At 46.4% G+C, this 17,124-nt stretch carries 14 protein-coding genes and 1 pseudogene; 7 read left to right on the forward strand and 8 right to left on the reverse strand.

Going from position 1 to position 17,124, the window contains the following annotated elements:
- Position 1: 1 nt before the first annotated feature.
- On the forward strand, positions 2 to 730 hold the full coding sequence (locus D0B88_RS16550; protein ID WP_151058526.1) for an RNA methyltransferase: 729 nt from the start codon (positions 2 to 4) through the stop codon (positions 728 to 730).
- Between the two features lie 51 nt (positions 731 to 781).
- Here the strand turns inward: D0B88_RS16550 and D0B88_RS16555 are convergent, their stop codons facing one another.
- Together D0B88_RS16555 and D0B88_RS16560 are read right to left on the reverse strand one after the other, a co-directional pair.
- Positions 782 to 1,657, reverse strand: a complete 876-nt coding sequence (locus D0B88_RS16555) for an alpha/beta hydrolase (RefSeq protein WP_151058528.1) — start codon at positions 1,655 to 1,657, stop codon at positions 782 to 784.
- Between the two features lie 58 nt (positions 1,658 to 1,715).
- A complete protein-coding gene (locus D0B88_RS16560; protein WP_225318425.1) occupies positions 1,716 to 2,630 on the reverse strand; it encodes a polysaccharide deacetylase family protein in 915 nt (304 codons plus the stop codon).
- Positions 2,631 to 2,812: 182 nt separating this feature from the next.
- Here D0B88_RS16560 and D0B88_RS16565 point away from each other — a divergent pair, with 182 nt between their 5' ends.
- On the forward strand, positions 2,813 to 3,469 hold the full coding sequence (locus tag D0B88_RS16565; protein WP_151058530.1) for a methyltransferase: 657 nt from the start codon (positions 2,813 to 2,815) through the stop codon (positions 3,467 to 3,469).
- A gap of 10 nt (positions 3,470 to 3,479) precedes the next feature.
- Here the strand turns inward: D0B88_RS16565 and D0B88_RS16570 are convergent, their stop codons facing one another.
- From D0B88_RS16570 to D0B88_RS16580, 3 genes are all read right to left on the reverse strand, one after another.
- The gene (locus D0B88_RS16570) at positions 3,480 to 4,979 is read right to left on the reverse strand and encodes a SpoVR family protein (RefSeq protein WP_151058532.1); all 1,500 of its coding nucleotides are present in this window, start codon (positions 4,977 to 4,979) and stop codon (positions 3,480 to 3,482) included.
- Complete coding sequence (locus tag D0B88_RS16575; protein WP_151058534.1) at positions 4,976 to 6,250, reverse strand: YeaH/YhbH family protein; 1,275 nt, start codon at positions 6,248 to 6,250, stop codon at positions 4,976 to 4,978. Before D0B88_RS16575 ends, D0B88_RS16570 begins: the two co-directional genes overlap by 4 nt.
- 79 nt (positions 6,251 to 6,329) lie before the next feature.
- Positions 6,330 to 8,252: a PrkA family serine protein kinase gene (locus D0B88_RS16580; protein ID WP_007643838.1), complete on the reverse strand. Its 1,923-nt coding sequence runs from the start codon at positions 8,250 to 8,252 to the stop codon at positions 6,330 to 6,332.
- Between the two features lie 316 nt (positions 8,253 to 8,568).
- On the opposite strand from D0B88_RS16580, the gene aat reads away from it, so the two are divergent.
- From aat to infA, 3 genes are all read left to right on the forward strand, one after another.
- Positions 8,569 to 9,282: a leucyl/phenylalanyl-tRNA--protein transferase gene (gene aat, locus D0B88_RS16585; RefSeq protein WP_151058536.1), complete on the forward strand. Its 714-nt coding sequence runs from the start codon at positions 8,569 to 8,571 to the stop codon at positions 9,280 to 9,282.
- A gap of 22 nt (positions 9,283 to 9,304) precedes the next feature.
- On the forward strand, positions 9,305 to 10,012 hold the full coding sequence (locus D0B88_RS16590) for an arginyltransferase (protein ID WP_007643840.1): 708 nt from the start codon (positions 9,305 to 9,307) through the stop codon (positions 10,010 to 10,012).
- A gap of 208 nt (positions 10,013 to 10,220) precedes the next feature.
- On the forward strand, positions 10,221 to 10,439 hold the full coding sequence (gene infA / locus D0B88_RS16595; protein WP_007643841.1) for a translation initiation factor IF-1: 219 nt from the start codon (positions 10,221 to 10,223) through the stop codon (positions 10,437 to 10,439).
- Between the two features lie 113 nt (positions 10,440 to 10,552).
- On the opposite strand, the gene clpA is transcribed toward infA, so the two are convergent.
- Together clpA and clpS are read right to left on the reverse strand one after the other, a co-directional pair.
- Positions 10,553 to 12,844, reverse strand: a complete 2,292-nt coding sequence (gene clpA, locus D0B88_RS16600; RefSeq protein ID WP_151058538.1) for an ATP-dependent Clp protease ATP-binding subunit ClpA — start codon at positions 12,842 to 12,844, stop codon at positions 10,553 to 10,555.
- Between the two features lie 141 nt (positions 12,845 to 12,985).
- The gene (gene clpS / locus D0B88_RS16605) at positions 12,986 to 13,357 is read right to left on the reverse strand and encodes an ATP-dependent Clp protease adapter ClpS (protein WP_151058540.1); all 372 of its coding nucleotides are present in this window, start codon (positions 13,355 to 13,357) and stop codon (positions 12,986 to 12,988) included.
- A 319-nt stretch (positions 13,358 to 13,676) separates the two neighbouring features.
- Here clpS and cspD point away from each other — a divergent pair, with 319 nt between their 5' ends.
- Positions 13,677 to 13,928 (forward strand): cold shock domain-containing protein CspD, encoded by a 252-nt coding sequence (gene cspD / locus D0B88_RS16610; RefSeq protein WP_151058542.1) that lies wholly within the window; start codon positions 13,677 to 13,679, stop codon positions 13,926 to 13,928.
- A gap of 90 nt (positions 13,929 to 14,018) precedes the next feature.
- On the opposite strand, the gene D0B88_RS16615 is transcribed toward cspD, so the two are convergent.
- Positions 14,019 to 16,244, reverse strand: a complete 2,226-nt coding sequence (locus D0B88_RS16615) for an NADP-dependent isocitrate dehydrogenase (protein ID WP_151058544.1) — start codon at positions 16,242 to 16,244, stop codon at positions 14,019 to 14,021.
- A 237-nt stretch (positions 16,245 to 16,481) separates the two neighbouring features.
- Here D0B88_RS16615 and D0B88_RS16620 point away from each other — a divergent pair.
- Positions 16,482 to 17,081: pseudogene (locus tag D0B88_RS16620) on the forward strand (pseudouridine synthase); the annotation flags it as partial.
- Positions 17,082 to 17,124 lie beyond the last annotated feature (43 nt).

The raw sequence follows: 17,124 nt of genomic DNA on the forward strand, positions 1-17,124 counted from the left end.
CATGCATTTAAAAATCGACGATGCAAAAAAACTCCATCAAAAAAAATATCGCACGGAATTCGGCTATTTTTTGGTGGAAGGTGAGCACCTGATTTTGGAACTGGAGAAAGCTGCAGAAACAAACGCAGCTTTGCAAGACTGTGAATTATTTGTAACTGAAAACTATCAACACTTTGCCAGCCGGTTTAAAAAGAATCTGGTCAGCGAAAAAAATATGGCACAGCTATCGGACACCAAAACTCCGCAAGGTATTATCGCCGTCGCACCGCTGTTGCCATCTGCAAAAACCAGCAACCAAAACGAACGTGCGATTTACCTGCATGAAGTGCAAGACCCGGGCAACCTCGGGACTATTTTGCGCAGCCTCGCCTGGTTCGGCAATTTTCGCTGCCTGCTAAGCCCTGGCTCGGTAGACCCCTACAATCCCAAAGTGGTTCGTTCCAGTATGGGCGCGATTTTTCATGTACCAACGGAATTGGATGTAACGCTAGAGTCTATCGCGTCGCGCTTTCAATCCATCGCCACCCTAGACATGAACGGCAAATCGCTCGGCGATAACAGCTTCAAACATTTTGATTGTTACGTGTTTGGCAACGAAGCACGCGGTATACCGCGTGAAGATTTGCAGACCATGAATGCACAGCCATTTACGATTTCTGGTTGCGGTGCAATTGAATCGCTGAATTTAGCGTCTGCGGTAAATATGTGTGTATATGAGCTGATGCGTTAACAACACAAGGCGCAACGCAAATGTGTTGCGTACCTTATTTCCCCCTGACATCTACTTTTTAAGCGGGATTGCCGCCATCAAACCACGAGATAATAATCCGGGAAATACACTGTGATGATTTTCTCCTTTTATAATTTCAACCTGCAAATCCAGCCCGGCATAATTACGCGAGCGCAAGACTTTTTCAAAAGCCAATACATCATCAGCCATTTGTTTATTATTCAAGCTGCTATCATTTTGATCAGCATAAATCATTGCATGTGCACTTAAGGATTTATTTTTTTCTGCGTATCGCTTCTCCATCTCAAAAATCACTTTGTTGTCATACCACAATGAAGGACTGCCAATAATATAGTGATCAAATATCTCAGGCCTGTTGACCAAAATATAGCAACCTAACAAGCCACTAAATGAATGACCAACGAAAATTTTATTATTAGCATCGACACGATAAGAATTTTTCAATAACGGAATAACCTGATCAGCAAGAAAAACAGTGTACTCTTTCGCATGACCAGAGGCTTTACGTGCTGCTGATGAATGACCCTTAGACTCCTCAGGGGAATAGGTTGGAGTATAATCCCGCGTACGACTGATCGTGCGATCATCACCCTTTGAATAAGAAACACCTACAACAATAGCCTCTTTTACTACATTCCCACCCATTAGAGCCATAGCACCATTGGTAATCGGAAAGCCCCAACTAGTGTCATTAACGATGATTAGCGGATAAGCAGTTTTAGTGTCCCAATAAGACTTTGGCAGCTGTATATAAAGCTCATAATCCTTATTATTACTATTTGCATGAATACTTCTTGTTTCATACGCAGGATAACCAAAAGGCGGTATTTCGCTGGCATAAACATTAGTTGCAAAACTATTAGCTCCTAAAATGCAGGACAACAAAAACACCTTCTTGAATGACATTTAATTTCCTTAGTTATTGGTGATTAGCAATTATTGATTGGTTATTTCGATTTACTGACTAGAGATCAACAAGCACACCCGCTTTCGCAAAAGCCTGATCAAGATACTGTTCATTTTCCGATGGATGACGCAATTCAGACTCAGGAACACCTTTGCTATTGGCGATAGCAGCAACTCGACCCTGCTTGTGAAATACAGTATTGGGAAAGTTACGGGCGATAGGATCCTCATAGGCTTTTTGAGGAGCAATAATTTTCCAACCTTTAGCGCGCAAATGCGCAATAAGATCACCGACAAACAATGCTGCCGCATCGTTTTCGTGTAAAAGCATTACATGCCGTGGCGAACGCCCGAGAGTTTTTTTAGCGATTGCGTCATAAAACTCGATGGATTCATACAGCGTATCCACATAAAATTTTCGCGCGTTATCGTAATTGAGTGTTTTTTTATCTTCTGCGGCTTTAGTTAGCAGCGAACTAATGTACCAATCAAAATTATCAATAGTAACGTAACCATCTTTATACCCCAGATCAGTAAGCGACTGCTGCAAAGCAATGATAGCCGCCAAGTCTTTACCGTAATGCAAGTACGGAAAACGATGGTAAGGTAAAACATTTCTTTGTGACTTCAATAATAAATGCGCTTTATAAACATCGGCAGGGTAATCCAGCAATCCCAGCTCACTGGCTGATTGATGGCTATAGCTGTGATTGGCAAGATGGAAACCAGCAGCGGCGTACTGTTCCAAACGTTGTTGCGTATCTTTATTTATGTAGTCCGCTTTCACGAAAAATAATGTATCTGGAACTTTGGCTTTCACCAATATATCGATCAGCTTTCGGGTTCGCTCGGCGCCGGTCATTAATGCTGAATCGGGTGTTGGCGCATCGTCAAAGGTAAGGGCGATTTCACGAGCATGGCAAAGTGAGCTAGCAAACAGCAGCACGAGGGCTGTTAGGAGAAAATAGTTCATCGCTGATCCAGATTATTATTGGTTATTCCAAAAAGGCACGAGTAACTGACACGAACAGTAATAATAAGTTCCATTACAGCGAAATTCAGGTTTTAGCCTTTAAAACACCGTAGAATGATGTTCTCGCCAAGCGCCCCAGTCTTTCGCATGAGTTGCTTTGTATCACTTTTTATAGGCAAATCATGACAACCCTTCGCGTTCGCTACCAAACCCTTGAGTTTGGCACCACTGATATCCATATTCGTAGCCTGCGTGATAATCAGGAATTTTCTGATGATGAGGGTGCTGCCGCTGCCTTGGGTATTTCGTCGGCATCCTGGCCGATATTTGGCATTGTATGGCCATCGGGTGAAGTGTTGGCGCATTTAATGGCGGAATTTGATTTCGCAGGAAAACGAATTTTAGAAGTGGGCTGTGGCATCGCGCTGGCGAGTTTAATCCTTAATCATCGCCGTGCCGATATTACGGCTACAGATTATCACCCTGGCGCGGCAGATTTTCTCAACAAAAATACCCAGCTAAATAAAGATCGTTTGATTCCATTTGTACGCACAGGTTGGAGTGATGCGCTGAGCGACCTGGGCTTGTTTGATGTGATTATTGGCAGCGATTTGCTCTATGAAGCAGAGCATGTTGAATTGCTGGCAGGATTTATCAATCAACATGCAGCAGCCCAATGCGAAGTTATTCTGATTGATCCAGGTCGCGGCCATCACGCCAAATTCAGTAAAAAAATGCTCTCACTGGGTTACTCACACAGCCAAAACAAGGTGCAGGTACACACTCAAGAAGGGCGCCAAAACTTTAGCGGTCAAATTCTTCGCTACCAGCGCATTTGAATCAATTTCCCTAGTCAGGTTTTTGCAGCGGACAGTGATAACTTTGTTTTATCTCACCACCATCCACCGAATGCAAATGCACATCAAACCCCCACAAACGGTGCAAATGTTTTAGCACTTCATGGGTTGAGCCAGCCAATGGACGGCGATTATGCATGTAGTGATGTAGGGTCAACGACCTGTCGCCGCGCACATCAACACTGTAAACCTGGATATTGGGTTCTCGATTACCTAAATTGTATTGTCCCGCCAAATTTTCGCGCAGCTTCTTAAAGCCTTTTTCGTTGTGGATTGCATCCACCCGGATTTTTTCTTGTTCGTCATCATCGACAATACTGAACAGTTTCAAATCACGCATTACTTTGGGCGACAGAAATTGCAAAATAAAACTTTCATCTTTGAAATTTTTCATCGCAAACTGCAATGTCTCTTTCCAATTGGAGCCGGCAATTTCCGGGAACCAGTGCCTGTCTTCGTCCGTAGGATTTTCGCAGATGCGGCGAATATCGCTCATCATCGCAAAACCCAGTGCGTAAGGATTAATCCCACTGAAATAAGGATGATCATAAGCAGGCTGGGCCACTACACTGGTATGGGATTGTAAAAACTCCAGAATAAACCCATCAGTTACATAACCGCGCGTATAAAGTTCATTCAATAAAGTGTAATGCCAAAAGGTTGCCCAGCCTTCATTCATGACCTGAGTTTGCCGTTGGGGGTAAAAATACTGGGCAATTTTACGCACTATGCGGATAATTTCCCGCTGCCATGGCTCAAGTAGCGGTGAATTTTTTTCCAGAAAATATAAAATATTCTCTTGGGGTTCAGGGGGGTACCGTGGTACGCTTTTTTCAGGATCTTGCACGGCCGACTTGGGAATGGTGCGCCACAAATCATTGACATGTTTTTGTAAATACTCCTCACGTTCACTTTGGCGGCGCTCCTCTTCATGTGCCGAAATGGGCGATGGACGTTTATAGCGATCGACCCCATAATTCATAAGCGCATGACACGAGTCCAGAATATTTTCCACTTCACTAACACCATAACGCTCTTCACACTTACTGATATAATTTTTAGCAAACACTAGATAATCAATAATCGAGCTGGCATCAGTCCAGGTACGAAATAAATAGTTTCCCTTAAAAAAAGAATTGTGCCCATAACAGGCATGAGCAATGACCAGTGTCTGCATGGTCATGGTATTTTCTTCCATTAAATAGGCAATGCAGGGGTTGGAGTTAATCACAATCTCATAAGCCAGCCCCATTTGACCACGTTTATAGGAGTGCTCCGTACTTAACAGTTGTTTACCATAGGACCAATGGTGGTAGCCAATTGGCATACCTACCGATGAATAGGCATCCATCATTTGCTCAGAGCTAATCACTTCAATTTGATTGGGGTAAGTATCCAAACCAAATTCGGCAGCCAGCTCACTCAGCACTGCATCGACATCCCGAATTAAATCAAAACTCCATTCTGATGTGGTAAACAGTGGTTTACTCATGCGACCTTCTTATGAAAAAGTTCACGAAACACCGGGTAGATATCACTCGCATCGCGAATATGCTGCAGCGCAAAACGCTCAGGATATTCTGCATGAATGGTATCGTAGGTTTCCCAGAGCGCTTGATGTTGGTTTTGAGTAATTTCTATGTAGGAAAAATATTGGCAATTGGGCAATAACTCATCAATCAAAATATCGCGGCAAAGATCTGAATCCTCTCCCCAGTTATCACCATCTGACGCTTGTGCGCCATAAATATTCCAAATTTCGGGAGAGTAACGATCCTGAATAATTTCCTGCATTAAACGCAGTGCGCTGGATACGACTGTGCCGCCTGTTTCACGCGAATGGAAAAAATCGTCTTCATTAACTTCTTTGGCAATGGTGTGATGGCGGATAAAAACTATTTCAGTTTTTTCGTAATTTCGCTGCAAAAATAAATACAACAAAATAAAAAAACGTTTTGCAATATCTTTGGTGCCTTGATCCATGGAGCCAGATACATCCATCAAACAAAACATCACAGCTTTGGAACGTGGAATAGGCTGTTTGATATGCAAGTTGTATTTGAGGTCAAAGGTATCCAACCAGGGAATACGGCCAATCGCCTTTTCTAGCTTGGCAACAGCTTCCAATAATTCACTCATGCGGGCTTTTTTTGCAGGGGAATCGGGTTGTTTATCCAGAGCGACCAACTCAGCATGCAATTCATCTAACTGGCGCCGCTTGCCCGCGGTTAAGGCGATACGGCGCATGTTCGCCGAGCGTAAAGAGCGCACAATATTAATACGCCCCGGCTGGCCTTCATTGGCGATACCAGCGCGCACGGTTTTAAATTCTTCAAGACCAGACAACTGGCGCTTAACCAGATTAGGTAATTCCAGTCCTTCAAACATAAAGTCCAGAAACTCCTCTTGCGATAAGGTAAACGAAAAGTCGTCCTCCCCCTCACCGGAGTCGCTGGCTTGGCCGCCGCTGCCCTGCCCTTCACCACCCTGCGGGCGCGCAATTTTATCGCCTTCGGAATACTGCTTATTGCCTGGCAATACGCGCTCGTTATACCCACCTTGACCGTGATAAATAGTGGGCTCATTGATATCCCGTGTGGGAATACTAACCTTGCCCCCCTTATCTATGTCGGTAATGGAGCGTTGATTAACCGCATCAGACACGGCTTTTTGAATTTGTTGGCGATAGCGCTGTAAAAATCGCTGACGATTTACCGCGCTTTTATTTTTGGCATTGAGGCGTCGATCAATAATGTAACTCATATTTCAACCTTAAGGTTTACTCACCCACTCCGGCGGCTATTGATGCGAAAACACACATCAATAACCGCCCGATAATCAGTTACTGGGATTTTCTTACTCTCAAATACCACTCAGATAGCAAGCGCACTTGTTTTTCGGTATAGCCGCGCTCCACCATGCGCTGTACAAAGTCCTGATGTTTTTTCTTGTCCTGCACCGAGGCTTTGGCATTGAAAGAAATAACCGGCAGTAGATCCTCGGTATTGGAGAACATTTTTTTCTCAATCACTATGCGCAATTTTTCATAGCTACGCCAATCCGGGTTTTTACCGGCGTTATTGGCTTTGGCACGCAACACAAAATTGACAATTTCGTTGCGGAAATCCTTGGGGTTACTAATGCCCGCTGGTTTTTCAATTTTCTCCAGCTCGTCGTTTAATGAAGCGCGATTAAGAATTTCACCGGTTTCATGATCGCGATACTCTTGATCCTGAATCCAGAAATCCGCATAGGTAACATAGCGATCAAAAATATTTTGCCCATACTCCGCGTAGGACTCCAGATAGGCGGTTTGAATCTCTTTACCGATAAAGTCCACGTACTTGGGCGAAATGTATTCTTTTAAGGCATTGAGATATTTGTCTTGCACCTCTTTGGGGAATTGTTCCTGTTCAATTTGCTGCTCCAACACATACATTAAATGTACTGGGTTAGCGGCAATTTCTGTTGGATCAAAATTAAACACTTTGGATAAAATCTTAAACGCAAAGCGGGTAGACAAACCTGTCATACCTTCGTCCACACCAGCAGCGTCTTTGTACTCCTGCAAAGATTTTGCGCGCGGATCTGTATCCTTTAAATTTTCCCCGTCATAAATTCGCATTTTGGAGAAAATATTGGAGTTCTCCGGTTCTTTAATACGAGACAACACCGTAAATTGCGCAAGCATACGCAAGGTATCAGGAGCACAGGGCGCTTTGGAGAGCGAACTGTTTTGCAACAATTTCTCGTAAATTTTCATCTCCTCCGTCACACGCAAACAATAAGGCACTTTGACGATATAAACCCGATCGATAAAGGCCTCATTGTTTTTGTTGTTGCGGAAGTTTTGCCACTCGGATTCGTTGGAGTGCGCCAGAATAATGCCATCAAATGGAATAGCGCCCAGCCCTTCGGTACTATTGAAGTTACCCTCTTGCGTTGCGGTTAAAAGTGGATGCAAGACCTTGATGGGTGCCTTGAACATTTCCACAAATTCCATCAAACCTTGATTGGCGCGACACAAGCCGCCGCTGAAGCTGTAGGCATCCGGATCGTTCTGCGGAAATTCTTCGAGCTGACGAATATCCACCTTACCTACGAGCGATGAAATATCCTGATTGTTTTCATCGCCTGGTTCGGTTTTAGTAATCGCAATTTGTTCAAGAATAGAGGGGTAAACCTTCACTACTTTGAATTGGGTAATATCGCCATTAAACTCCCGCAGCCGTTTGGCGGCCCAAGGCGACATAATAGTTTTTAAATAGCGCCGCTGGATACCGTAATCCTCTTGCAGGATTTTTCCATCCTCATCGGCGTTAAACAAACCTAAGGGCGATTCAAAAACCGGCGAACCCTTGATGCAATAGATGGGCATTTTTTCCATTAAGGATTTAAGCATTTCTGCCAGCGAGGATTTACCGCCGCCCACCGGACCAAGCAAATACAAAATTTGCTTTTTCTCCTCCAAACCTTGTGCAGCGTGCTTGAAAAACGAGACTATCTGCTGAATAGCCTCTTCCATACCGTAGAATTCATTAAAGACCTTATACCGCTTCATTATCTTGTTAGAAAAAATTCGACTGAGACGCGGGTCTTGTGAGGTGTCAACCATCTCGGGTTCACCGATGGCCATTAACATACGCTCCGCAGCGGACGCGTAGACACTGGGGTCTTTTTTGCAGAGCTCCAAATATTCCTGAATTGATAATTCTTCCTGCTGTGTCGTTTCGAAACGCTCGCGGTAATGACTAAAAATACTCATGATCTACCTCGGGTTAGCAACTTAAGCGGCAAAAGACAGACAATCAAACCATTAACAAAATTCCACCCTAAAACGCATTTAAATATTAGGTTCATTCATACTACTAAGCATAGCCCTAAAATTTACAAGCACTCAATGCAATAACAATTTATTGACTCGTATCTCACTGGAAATTTACACTCAAAAAACGCGCCAACTACGGATAAAAATGCGCGATTATTTTTATCCGAGCGTGACTTGAACACACTTATTGATATAGCCACCGCTTATCTATAAACCTATTCATATATACGTAAGTTTTTCAAAATAGGATTGCATGACTTCACTTAGCTGGTTAGATACTAACAACCTCTGGTTTCCCGACCCGTCGCAAGCATTAGAAGATCCGGATGGCCTAGTCGCTGCTGGGGGCGATCTATCACCCGAACGGATTTTGGCGGCTTATCGCAAAGGAATATTTCCCTGGTTTAATCCCGGCGATCCTATTCTTTGGTGGAGCCCCAACCCGCGCACGGTCATCTTTCCCGAACAATTGCACCTATCCAAAAGCTTGAGCAAAACCCTGCGCAAGGGAATATACCGGGTGACTTTTGATCATTGTTTTGAAGCGGTAATGCGCGCCTGCGCTGCGCCGCGCAGTTATGCCGACGGCACCTGGATCAGCGAAGAGATTATTGCGGGCTATTGCGCGTTACATAAACGGGGTTTTGCTCACTCGGTGGAAGTTTGGCAGAACAATGAATTAGTAGGCGGGTTGTATGGCATTGCTTTAGGACGGGTATTTTTTGGGGAATCCATGTTCAGCCGTGCCGATAATGCATCAAAAGTAGGCTTTGCTCATTTGGTGCGGCAGTTACGCCATTGGGATTTTCAATTAATCGACTGCCAAGTGGCTAACGATCATTTATTTAGTTTGGGGGCAATTGAAATCCCGCGTGAAGAATTTCAGCAAATACTGATAAACTTTACTCAGGAACCTGCAGTGTATTCTTTGCCTTGGTCAAGCCTTACGATTGAACCCTGGGCATAACACGGATCTGCGCGAGGCAATCATGTCCGATCTATCTACCCTCAAGTTATTTGCCACCCAACCTCACCCCTGTAGCTATTTGGATGGGCAAGAGGCAACGACGGTTTTTGTGGATCCGGCAGCCGAAATAGACCCTTCGCTTTATACCCAATTGTCACAACTTGGCTTTCGTCGTAGCGGCGCACATTTGTATCGTCCGCAATGCCTGCGTTGTCAGGCTTGCGTGTCCTGCCGTATTCCAGTCAGGTTATTTAAACCTAATCGTTCACAGCGCCGCTGTTTACAGCAGAACAGCGATATTTCACTAAATATAACTAACAACATAAATACCGAAGAACACTACAGCCTCTATGCGCGCTACATCGAAAACCGCCACCAAAGCGGTGATATGTATCCGCCCTCGGAAGAGCAATACAAGGCATTTTTAACCAGTGAATGGGGAATCACCCAGTTTATTGAGCTGCGGTTAGGTGAAAAACTTATTGGGGTTTGTGTTTGCGACCAACTGGGGGACGGATTGTCAGCGGTTTACACCTTCTACGAGGCTGGGCTTGATCAGCGCAGCTTGGGCAAGTTCGCCATACTGGCGCAGATTGAAAAAGCACGCAGCATGAATCTGGATTATGTCTATTTGGGTTATTGGATAAAGGAATGCGACAAGATGAAATACAAGATCCAATACCGCCCGCTGGAACTATTGGTCAACCGCCGCTGGATGCGACTTAACTAGACCATTACCGCAGCCGCACAGATCACCGCACGATCTGTGCTCATATTTGCAGCGAAGTTACTGCATAATTCACTCAAAAACTGCCTTTTATGGGCTTTCCCCTTGGCGCCGCTGGTTAATTAAGGCACAATTCACGCCTATTTTTTTACCCCCTCCTGTCGCACCCTGCAACAGGCAAGAACTATTGAAAACCTGAGGAAACTGCCGCATGGCAAAAGACGATTGCATTGAATTTGAAGGCGAAGTGGTTGATACACTGCCCAACACTACCTTCCGCGTAAAATTGGAAAATGGACATGTGGTTATCGCACACATCTCCGGCAAGATGCGCAAAAACTATATCCGTATTCTTACTGGCGACAAGGTCAAGGTTGAGATGACTCCCTATGACCTGACTAAAGGTCGTATTACTTACCGCGCTCGTTAATCCCCCAAGCCCTGTTGAAATAGCAGGACTGATAGACAAATACCGCGAGTAAGCAACAAAAAAGCCGCAATTAGCGGCTTTTTTGTTTTTTCCCTTTTTCGAATCAGAGCAGATCAAGCTGGTTGTGCGTGCTTGGCATTAACCTCAATAGTGAGCTTATCTTCCACCGCATCCACATCCACCGTGACCGTTCCACCACCGTGAGATAGAGAACCAAACAGTATCTCCTCTGCCATTGGTTTTTTCAGTTTGTCCTGAATCAAACGCGCCATAGGGCGAGCCCCCATTTTTACGTCGTAACCGTGAATTGCCAGCCACTCACGCGCCGCATCACTAATGTCGAGTGTTACGTGCTTATCGTCCAACTGGGTTTGCAATTCCATCAAGAACTTATCAACTACCGTTTTGATGGTATTCAAGGTTAGCGATGCAAACTGCACAATCGCATCCAGGCGGTTGCGGAACTCCGGCGTAAACATCTTTTTAATCGCTTCCATACCATCGCTGGTGTGGTCTTGATGGGTAAAGCCGATGGAGGCCCGGCTCATCACTTCAGCACCCGCGTTGGTGGTCATAATCAAAATGACATTGCGGAAATCTGCTTTGCGCCCATTGTTATCGGTCAGACTACCGTGATCCATAACCTGCAACAGTAAGTTAAAGACTTCTGGATGCGCCTTTTCAATTTCATCTAACAACAACACGCAATGGGGTTGTTTGGTGATGGCATCCGTCAACAAACCACCCTGATCAAAACCGACATAACCCGGTGGGGCACCAATCAAACGCGATACTGTATGGCGCTCCATATATTCGGACATATCGAAGCGAATTAACTCCATACCCATACATTGCGCCAACTGGCGGCAGACTTCGGTTTTACCTACCCCGGTGGGGCCTGCAAACAGGAAGGAACCAATAGGTTTCTCCGCTGAACCCAAACCGGCGCGCGACAGCTTAATCGCGGTGGACAAGGTATCGATGGCCTCATCCTGACCAAATACGGTCATCTTCAGATTCTGATCCAGCTTACGCAGCTGTTCTTTATCAGAAGACGACACACTTTTTGGAGGAATGCGCGCAATTTTGGCCACCACGTTTTCCACATCGGTAACACCGATGGTTTTTTTGCGTTTGCTAGGCGTTTGCAATTGTTGATATGCACCGGCTTCATCAATTACATCGATTGCCTTATCAGGCAGGAAGCGATCGTTAATATAACGCTCTGCCAACTCAGCCGCCGCGCGTAAGGCTGCATCGGTGTAACGCAAGTTGTGATGCTTCTCGAAACGGCTCTTTAACCCTTTCAATATTTGGTATGTTTCGTCGACAGTCGGCTCATTAACGTCCACTTTTTGGAAACGACGGGAAAGCGCGCGATCCTTATCAAAAATACCGCGGTATTCCTGATAAGTGGTTGAGCCCATGCAGCGGATTTCGCCGGATGACAATAGTGGCTTAAGCAAATTGGAAGCATCCATTACCCCGCCCGATGCAGCGCCTGCACCGATAATGGTGTGAATTTCATCGATAAACAAAATAGAGTTCTTTTGCTTTTTTAGTTCATTCAGCAAACTTTTGAAGCGCTTTTCAAAATCACCGCGATATTTGGTACCGGCCAATAAAGCACCCAAGTCCAGCGAATAGACAACACTATCCGCCAAGGTCTCGGGCACATCACCATCCACAATGCGCTTTGCCAAACCTTCTGCAATAGCGGTTTTACCCACACCGGATTCACCCACCAACAGGGGGTTATTTTTGCGGCGACGAGCGAGAATTTGACAGACACGCTCCACTTCAAATTCACGACCAACCAACGGGTCGATGCGCCCCTGCATTGCGGCTTCGTTTAAATTACTGGCGAAATTTTCCAGTGGGCTTTGTGAACTTGATTCGCCACTAACGGATTCTTCATCCTGATTTTCTTGCGGAGCTTGATGATCGTGGCTGTGATCGCTACTGCCACTTACTTTGTGAATACCATGGGTGATGTAATTCACCACATCGATACGCGCAATGCTTTGTTGTTTGAGGTAGTAAACAGCCTGGCTTTCCTGTTCACTGAAAATCGCAACCAGCACATTCGCGCCAGTAACTTCTTGTTTGCCAGAAGACTGCACATGAAACACGGCGCGTTGTAATACACGCTGAAAACCGAGCGTAGGTTGGGTTTCCCGCTCAGAGTCGTGTTCGGGGATTAAAGGGGTGGTGGAATCGACAAATTCGATCAGCTCTTTACGTAAACTGATTAAGTCTGCCCCACACGCACGCAACACATTCGCAGCCGAATCATTATCGATGAGCGCCAGAAGTAAATGCTCAACAGTCATAAATTCGTGACGCTTGGAGCGCGCACCTTTGAAAGCAAGATTTAAGGTTACTTCCAGATCTTTACTTAACATTGCGCATACCCTCTTCTAACCAACAAATTTAAAATCTCTTCGCACTGCAGTGACCTTATCTAAACCGTCAACAGCTGAACAACATCTGAACAATCCCATAAGCAATCGATATTACAGCCCTAAAAAGATTGTCAAACTGCTTTAGTCACTATCTTCTACCGCTTCTATTTCACACAGCAGCGGGTGCTGATTCTCTCTTGCATATTGATTCACTTGCGCGGCTTTAGTTTCAGCTATATCCCGAGTATAGATGCCACAAACCGCTTTGCCGTGAACATGTACCGTTAACATCACATGTGTTGCTTTCTCGCGCGACATGGAAAAAAACACTTCCAATATTTCCACCACAAAATCCATTGGGGTGTAATCGTCATTTAGCAACATCACCTTGTACATAGGTGGTCGTTTTAGCTTCGGCTTTTCCGTTAGAACAGCAAGGCCGCCATCCGACTCATCAGCAGAATGATCATCGTCTTTAGCTAAGGTTAGTTGAAGGTTTTGGAGATTGCCCATAGAGATTCAATACAAAATAAAAATGATTGGTCGACAAGCCGCATTGTACCCCATTGGCATAACAAGCCCTAATGGGCGTTGATACGGATGAATGCTTGACTTTGGGTCAAATGTTGGATAAAAAAAGACCGCCGACGTACACAAATACGTCATATTGTGCAGATTGCGCCTAAATCGTTTTAGTAGGCCGCACAATGAGCATGCTTCACCTGGAGTAGAGCACCAAGTCCATACCCCCGAGTTGTTATAACACTTGGGAAAATAATAACGATAGCGATACCAATTTTTCCTGGTATCGCGCGGACAAAAGGATTCAATCATGCCTACAGGCACAGTTAAGTGGTTCAATAACGCAAAAGGTTATGGCTTTATTCTGGCGGACGAAGGTGGCGAAGATCTATTTGCACACTATTCGGCCATCGCGATGGAAGGTTATAAAACCTTGAAAGCCGGACAGGCCGTTAGCTTTGAGATTACCAAGGGCGACAAAGGCTTGCATGCCGTCGAGATCAAAGTACCTGAAACCACCGCACAGCCAATTAGCCATCACACCAAGGCTGTCCCTGCCTAGCTAATAAAAAAGGCATCAAGAAAAAAGCCCCCCGTATCACTACGGAGGGCTTTTCGCGTTGTTCAAACTTAATGCAACGCTTGAGAGCTATTACACCAAGCTGGCCAATACCGCATTAAAGGTTGCACTTGGGCGCAAAGCCGCAGAGGCTTTGGCCACATCGGGACGGTAGTAACCACCCAAATCAACCGGCTTGCCAGAAGCAGCTTTGAGTTCATCCACAATCTTGGCTTCGTTTTCAGTCAAGGTTTTGGCTACCGGTGCAAATTGCGCTTGCAATGCAGCATCTTCAGTTTGGGCAGCCAAGGCTTGCGCCCAATAGAGCGCCAGGTAGAAGTGACTGCCACGGTTATCCAATTCACCCGCCGCACGGCCAGGAGACTTGTTTTCATCGAGGAACTTGCCGTTAGCTTGATCCAAGGTCTTGGCGAATACTTTGGCTTTGGCGTTGTGAGTCACATTGCCAAAGTGATCCAGCGACTCAGCCAGAGCCAGGAACTCACCCAGTGAATCCCAGCGCAGATGGCCTTCCTCTACAAACTGTTGCACGTGCTTCGGTGCGGAACCACCAGCGCCAGTTTCAAACAGACCGCCGCCGTTCATTAAGGGAACAATCGACAACATTTTTGCAGATGTGCCCAGTTCCATAATCGGGAACAGATCGGTGAGGTAATCGCGTAATACGTTACCAGTCACAGAGATGGTGTCTTTACCGGCACGGATACGGTCGAGCGAGTATTGAATCGCCTCTTCCGGGGTTTTGATGTAAATCTCAAGTCCGTTGGTATCGTGGTCTTTCAGGTAGGTAGTTACCTTGGCGATCAGTTGGGCGTCGTGCGCGCGTTTTGGATCCAACCAGAACACCGCTGGAGTGCCTGATGCGCGGGCGCGATTAACGGCCAGTTTTACCCAATCCTGGATGGGTGCATCTTTCACTTGGCACATACGGAAGATATCGCCCTGCTCAACCGCTTGTTCAATCAACACTTTGCCCGCTGCATCTACTACACGTATAACACCGTCAGCAGCGATTTGGAAAGTTTTGTCATGTGAACCGTATTCCTCAGCGGCTTGCGCCATCAGGCCTACGTTAGGCACGCTGCCCATAGTGGTTGGGCTAAACGCACCGTGTTTTTTACAATCGTCGATAACCACTTGGTAGATACCGGCGTAGCAGCGATCAGGAATACAGGCTTTGGTATCTTGCAGTTTGCCTTCGGTATTCCACATTTTGCCGGAATCGCGAATCATCGCTGGCATGGAGGCATCTACAATCACGTCGCTCGGTACGTGCAGGTTGGTGATGCCCTTGTCGGAATTCACCATCGCCAATGCGGGGCGAGTGGCGTACAGCGCTTTAATGTCGCCTTCAATTTCCGCTTGTTTATCCGCTGGCAGGGATTTGATTTTAGCGTAGAGATCGCCCAAACCGTTGTTCAGGTCTACGCCCAACTCGCTCAATACCGCCGCGTGTTTTTCCAACACTGGCGCGTAGAACACCGAGACAAAGTGACCGAAGATAATCGGGTCAGACACTTTCATCATGGTGGCTTTCAGGTGTACAGAGAGCAATACACCTTGGTTTTTAGCGTCTTCGATTTGCGCGGCGATATAGCTGCGCAGTGCTTTTTTGCTCAGTACCGAGGCATCAATAATTTCGCCAGCGAGAACTTTTACTGTCTCTTTCAATACTTTAGTGCTGCCATCGTTGGCAACCAATTCGATTTTTACACTGCCCGCCTCAGCGATCAGCGCTGACTTTTCGCTGCCGTAGAAATCACCCGCCGTCATGTGCGCCACGTGAGATTTGGAGTCAGCCGCCCAAGCACCCATTTTGTGCGGGTTTTTGCGCGCGTAGTTTTTTACTGACAGTGGTGCACGGCGATCCGAGTTACCTTCACGCAATACCGGGTTTACCGCAGAACCTTTAATTTTGTCGTAACGCGCTTTGGCGTCTTTTTCATCGTCATTCGATGGCACTTCAGGGTAATCAGGCAGGTTGTAACCCTGTGATTGTAATTCTTTAATCGCGGCCTTCAGCTGCGGAATAGACGCACTGATGTTCGGCAGCTTGATAATGTTGGCTTCCGGCGTAGTCGCCAGTGTGCCGAGCTCAGCCAGGTGATCGCCAATACGCTGGGCTTCGGTCAAACGCTCGGGGAATGCAGCAATGATGCGGCCAGAGAGCGAAATGTCGCGAGTCTCGATGGCAATGCCGGCGGTTTTGGTGAAGGATTGGACTATGGGGAGTAAAGAGTAAGTTGCTAGGGCTGGGGCTTCGTCAGTTTGGGTATAGATAATTTTTGAATCAGTCATTTACAGATGGCTCCATCAATTCATGCGGCTCGGCCTTGTGAGCTCTACCATTAACAGTATGAAAATTTAGAAAAAGAGCCCCGCCACAGGGAACTCCCCCTTGCCAGAGCGCGGCGATTCTACACCTCCGCCGCTTTTTATGCATGGATTAGTTGCTATGGCAGTGGGCGCGATCTCGGATAGAATCGCGTTTTTGGTTGATGCCCCGCTCGTTCCCTGTCAATTGTGTAGTGATTTATGGCCACCCTGATTCTGTTCAATAAGCCCTTTGGCGTGCTCTCGCAATTCACCGATGGTGAAGGCCGCGCCACACTCAAAGACTATATCAACGTACCTCAGGTCTATCCCGCCGGGCGGCTCGACCATGATTCCGAGGGCTTGCTACTGCTCACCGACGATGGCGATTTGCAGCACTACATTAGCCACCCCACCCACAAACAGCCCAAAACCTACTGGGTGCAAGTCGAGGGAGCGCCCAACAGCTATGCCCTGACTAAACTGCGCCAGGGTGTTGAACTGAACGATGGCATGACCCAACCCGCCGAAGTGCGCTTGATTGCCACCCCCAAGCTCTGGGAGCGTGTTCCGCCGATCCGCACACGGGTAAATATTCCCACCCAATGGTTGGAAATTGTGATCACTGAAGGGCGCAATCGCCAAGTGCGACGTATGACAGCCGCGGTCGGTCACCCTACCCTGCGTTTGGTGCGGGTAAAAATTGGCAACTGGACACTGGAGGGAATCGAACAAGGTAAATACAAGACTGAAACCGTCAATGTGCCCGCATCGGCGATTAAATCCATTGGGCGAGCAGTGCCGCGCAACAAATCGCAGCGCCCTGCGCACAATAAACCAGCGGGCAACCAACAGCGGCCAGAAG

The organism is Cellvibrio sp. KY-YJ-3 (assembly GCF_008806955.1).
GTDB lineage: Bacteria > Pseudomonadota > Gammaproteobacteria > Pseudomonadales > Cellvibrionaceae > Cellvibrio.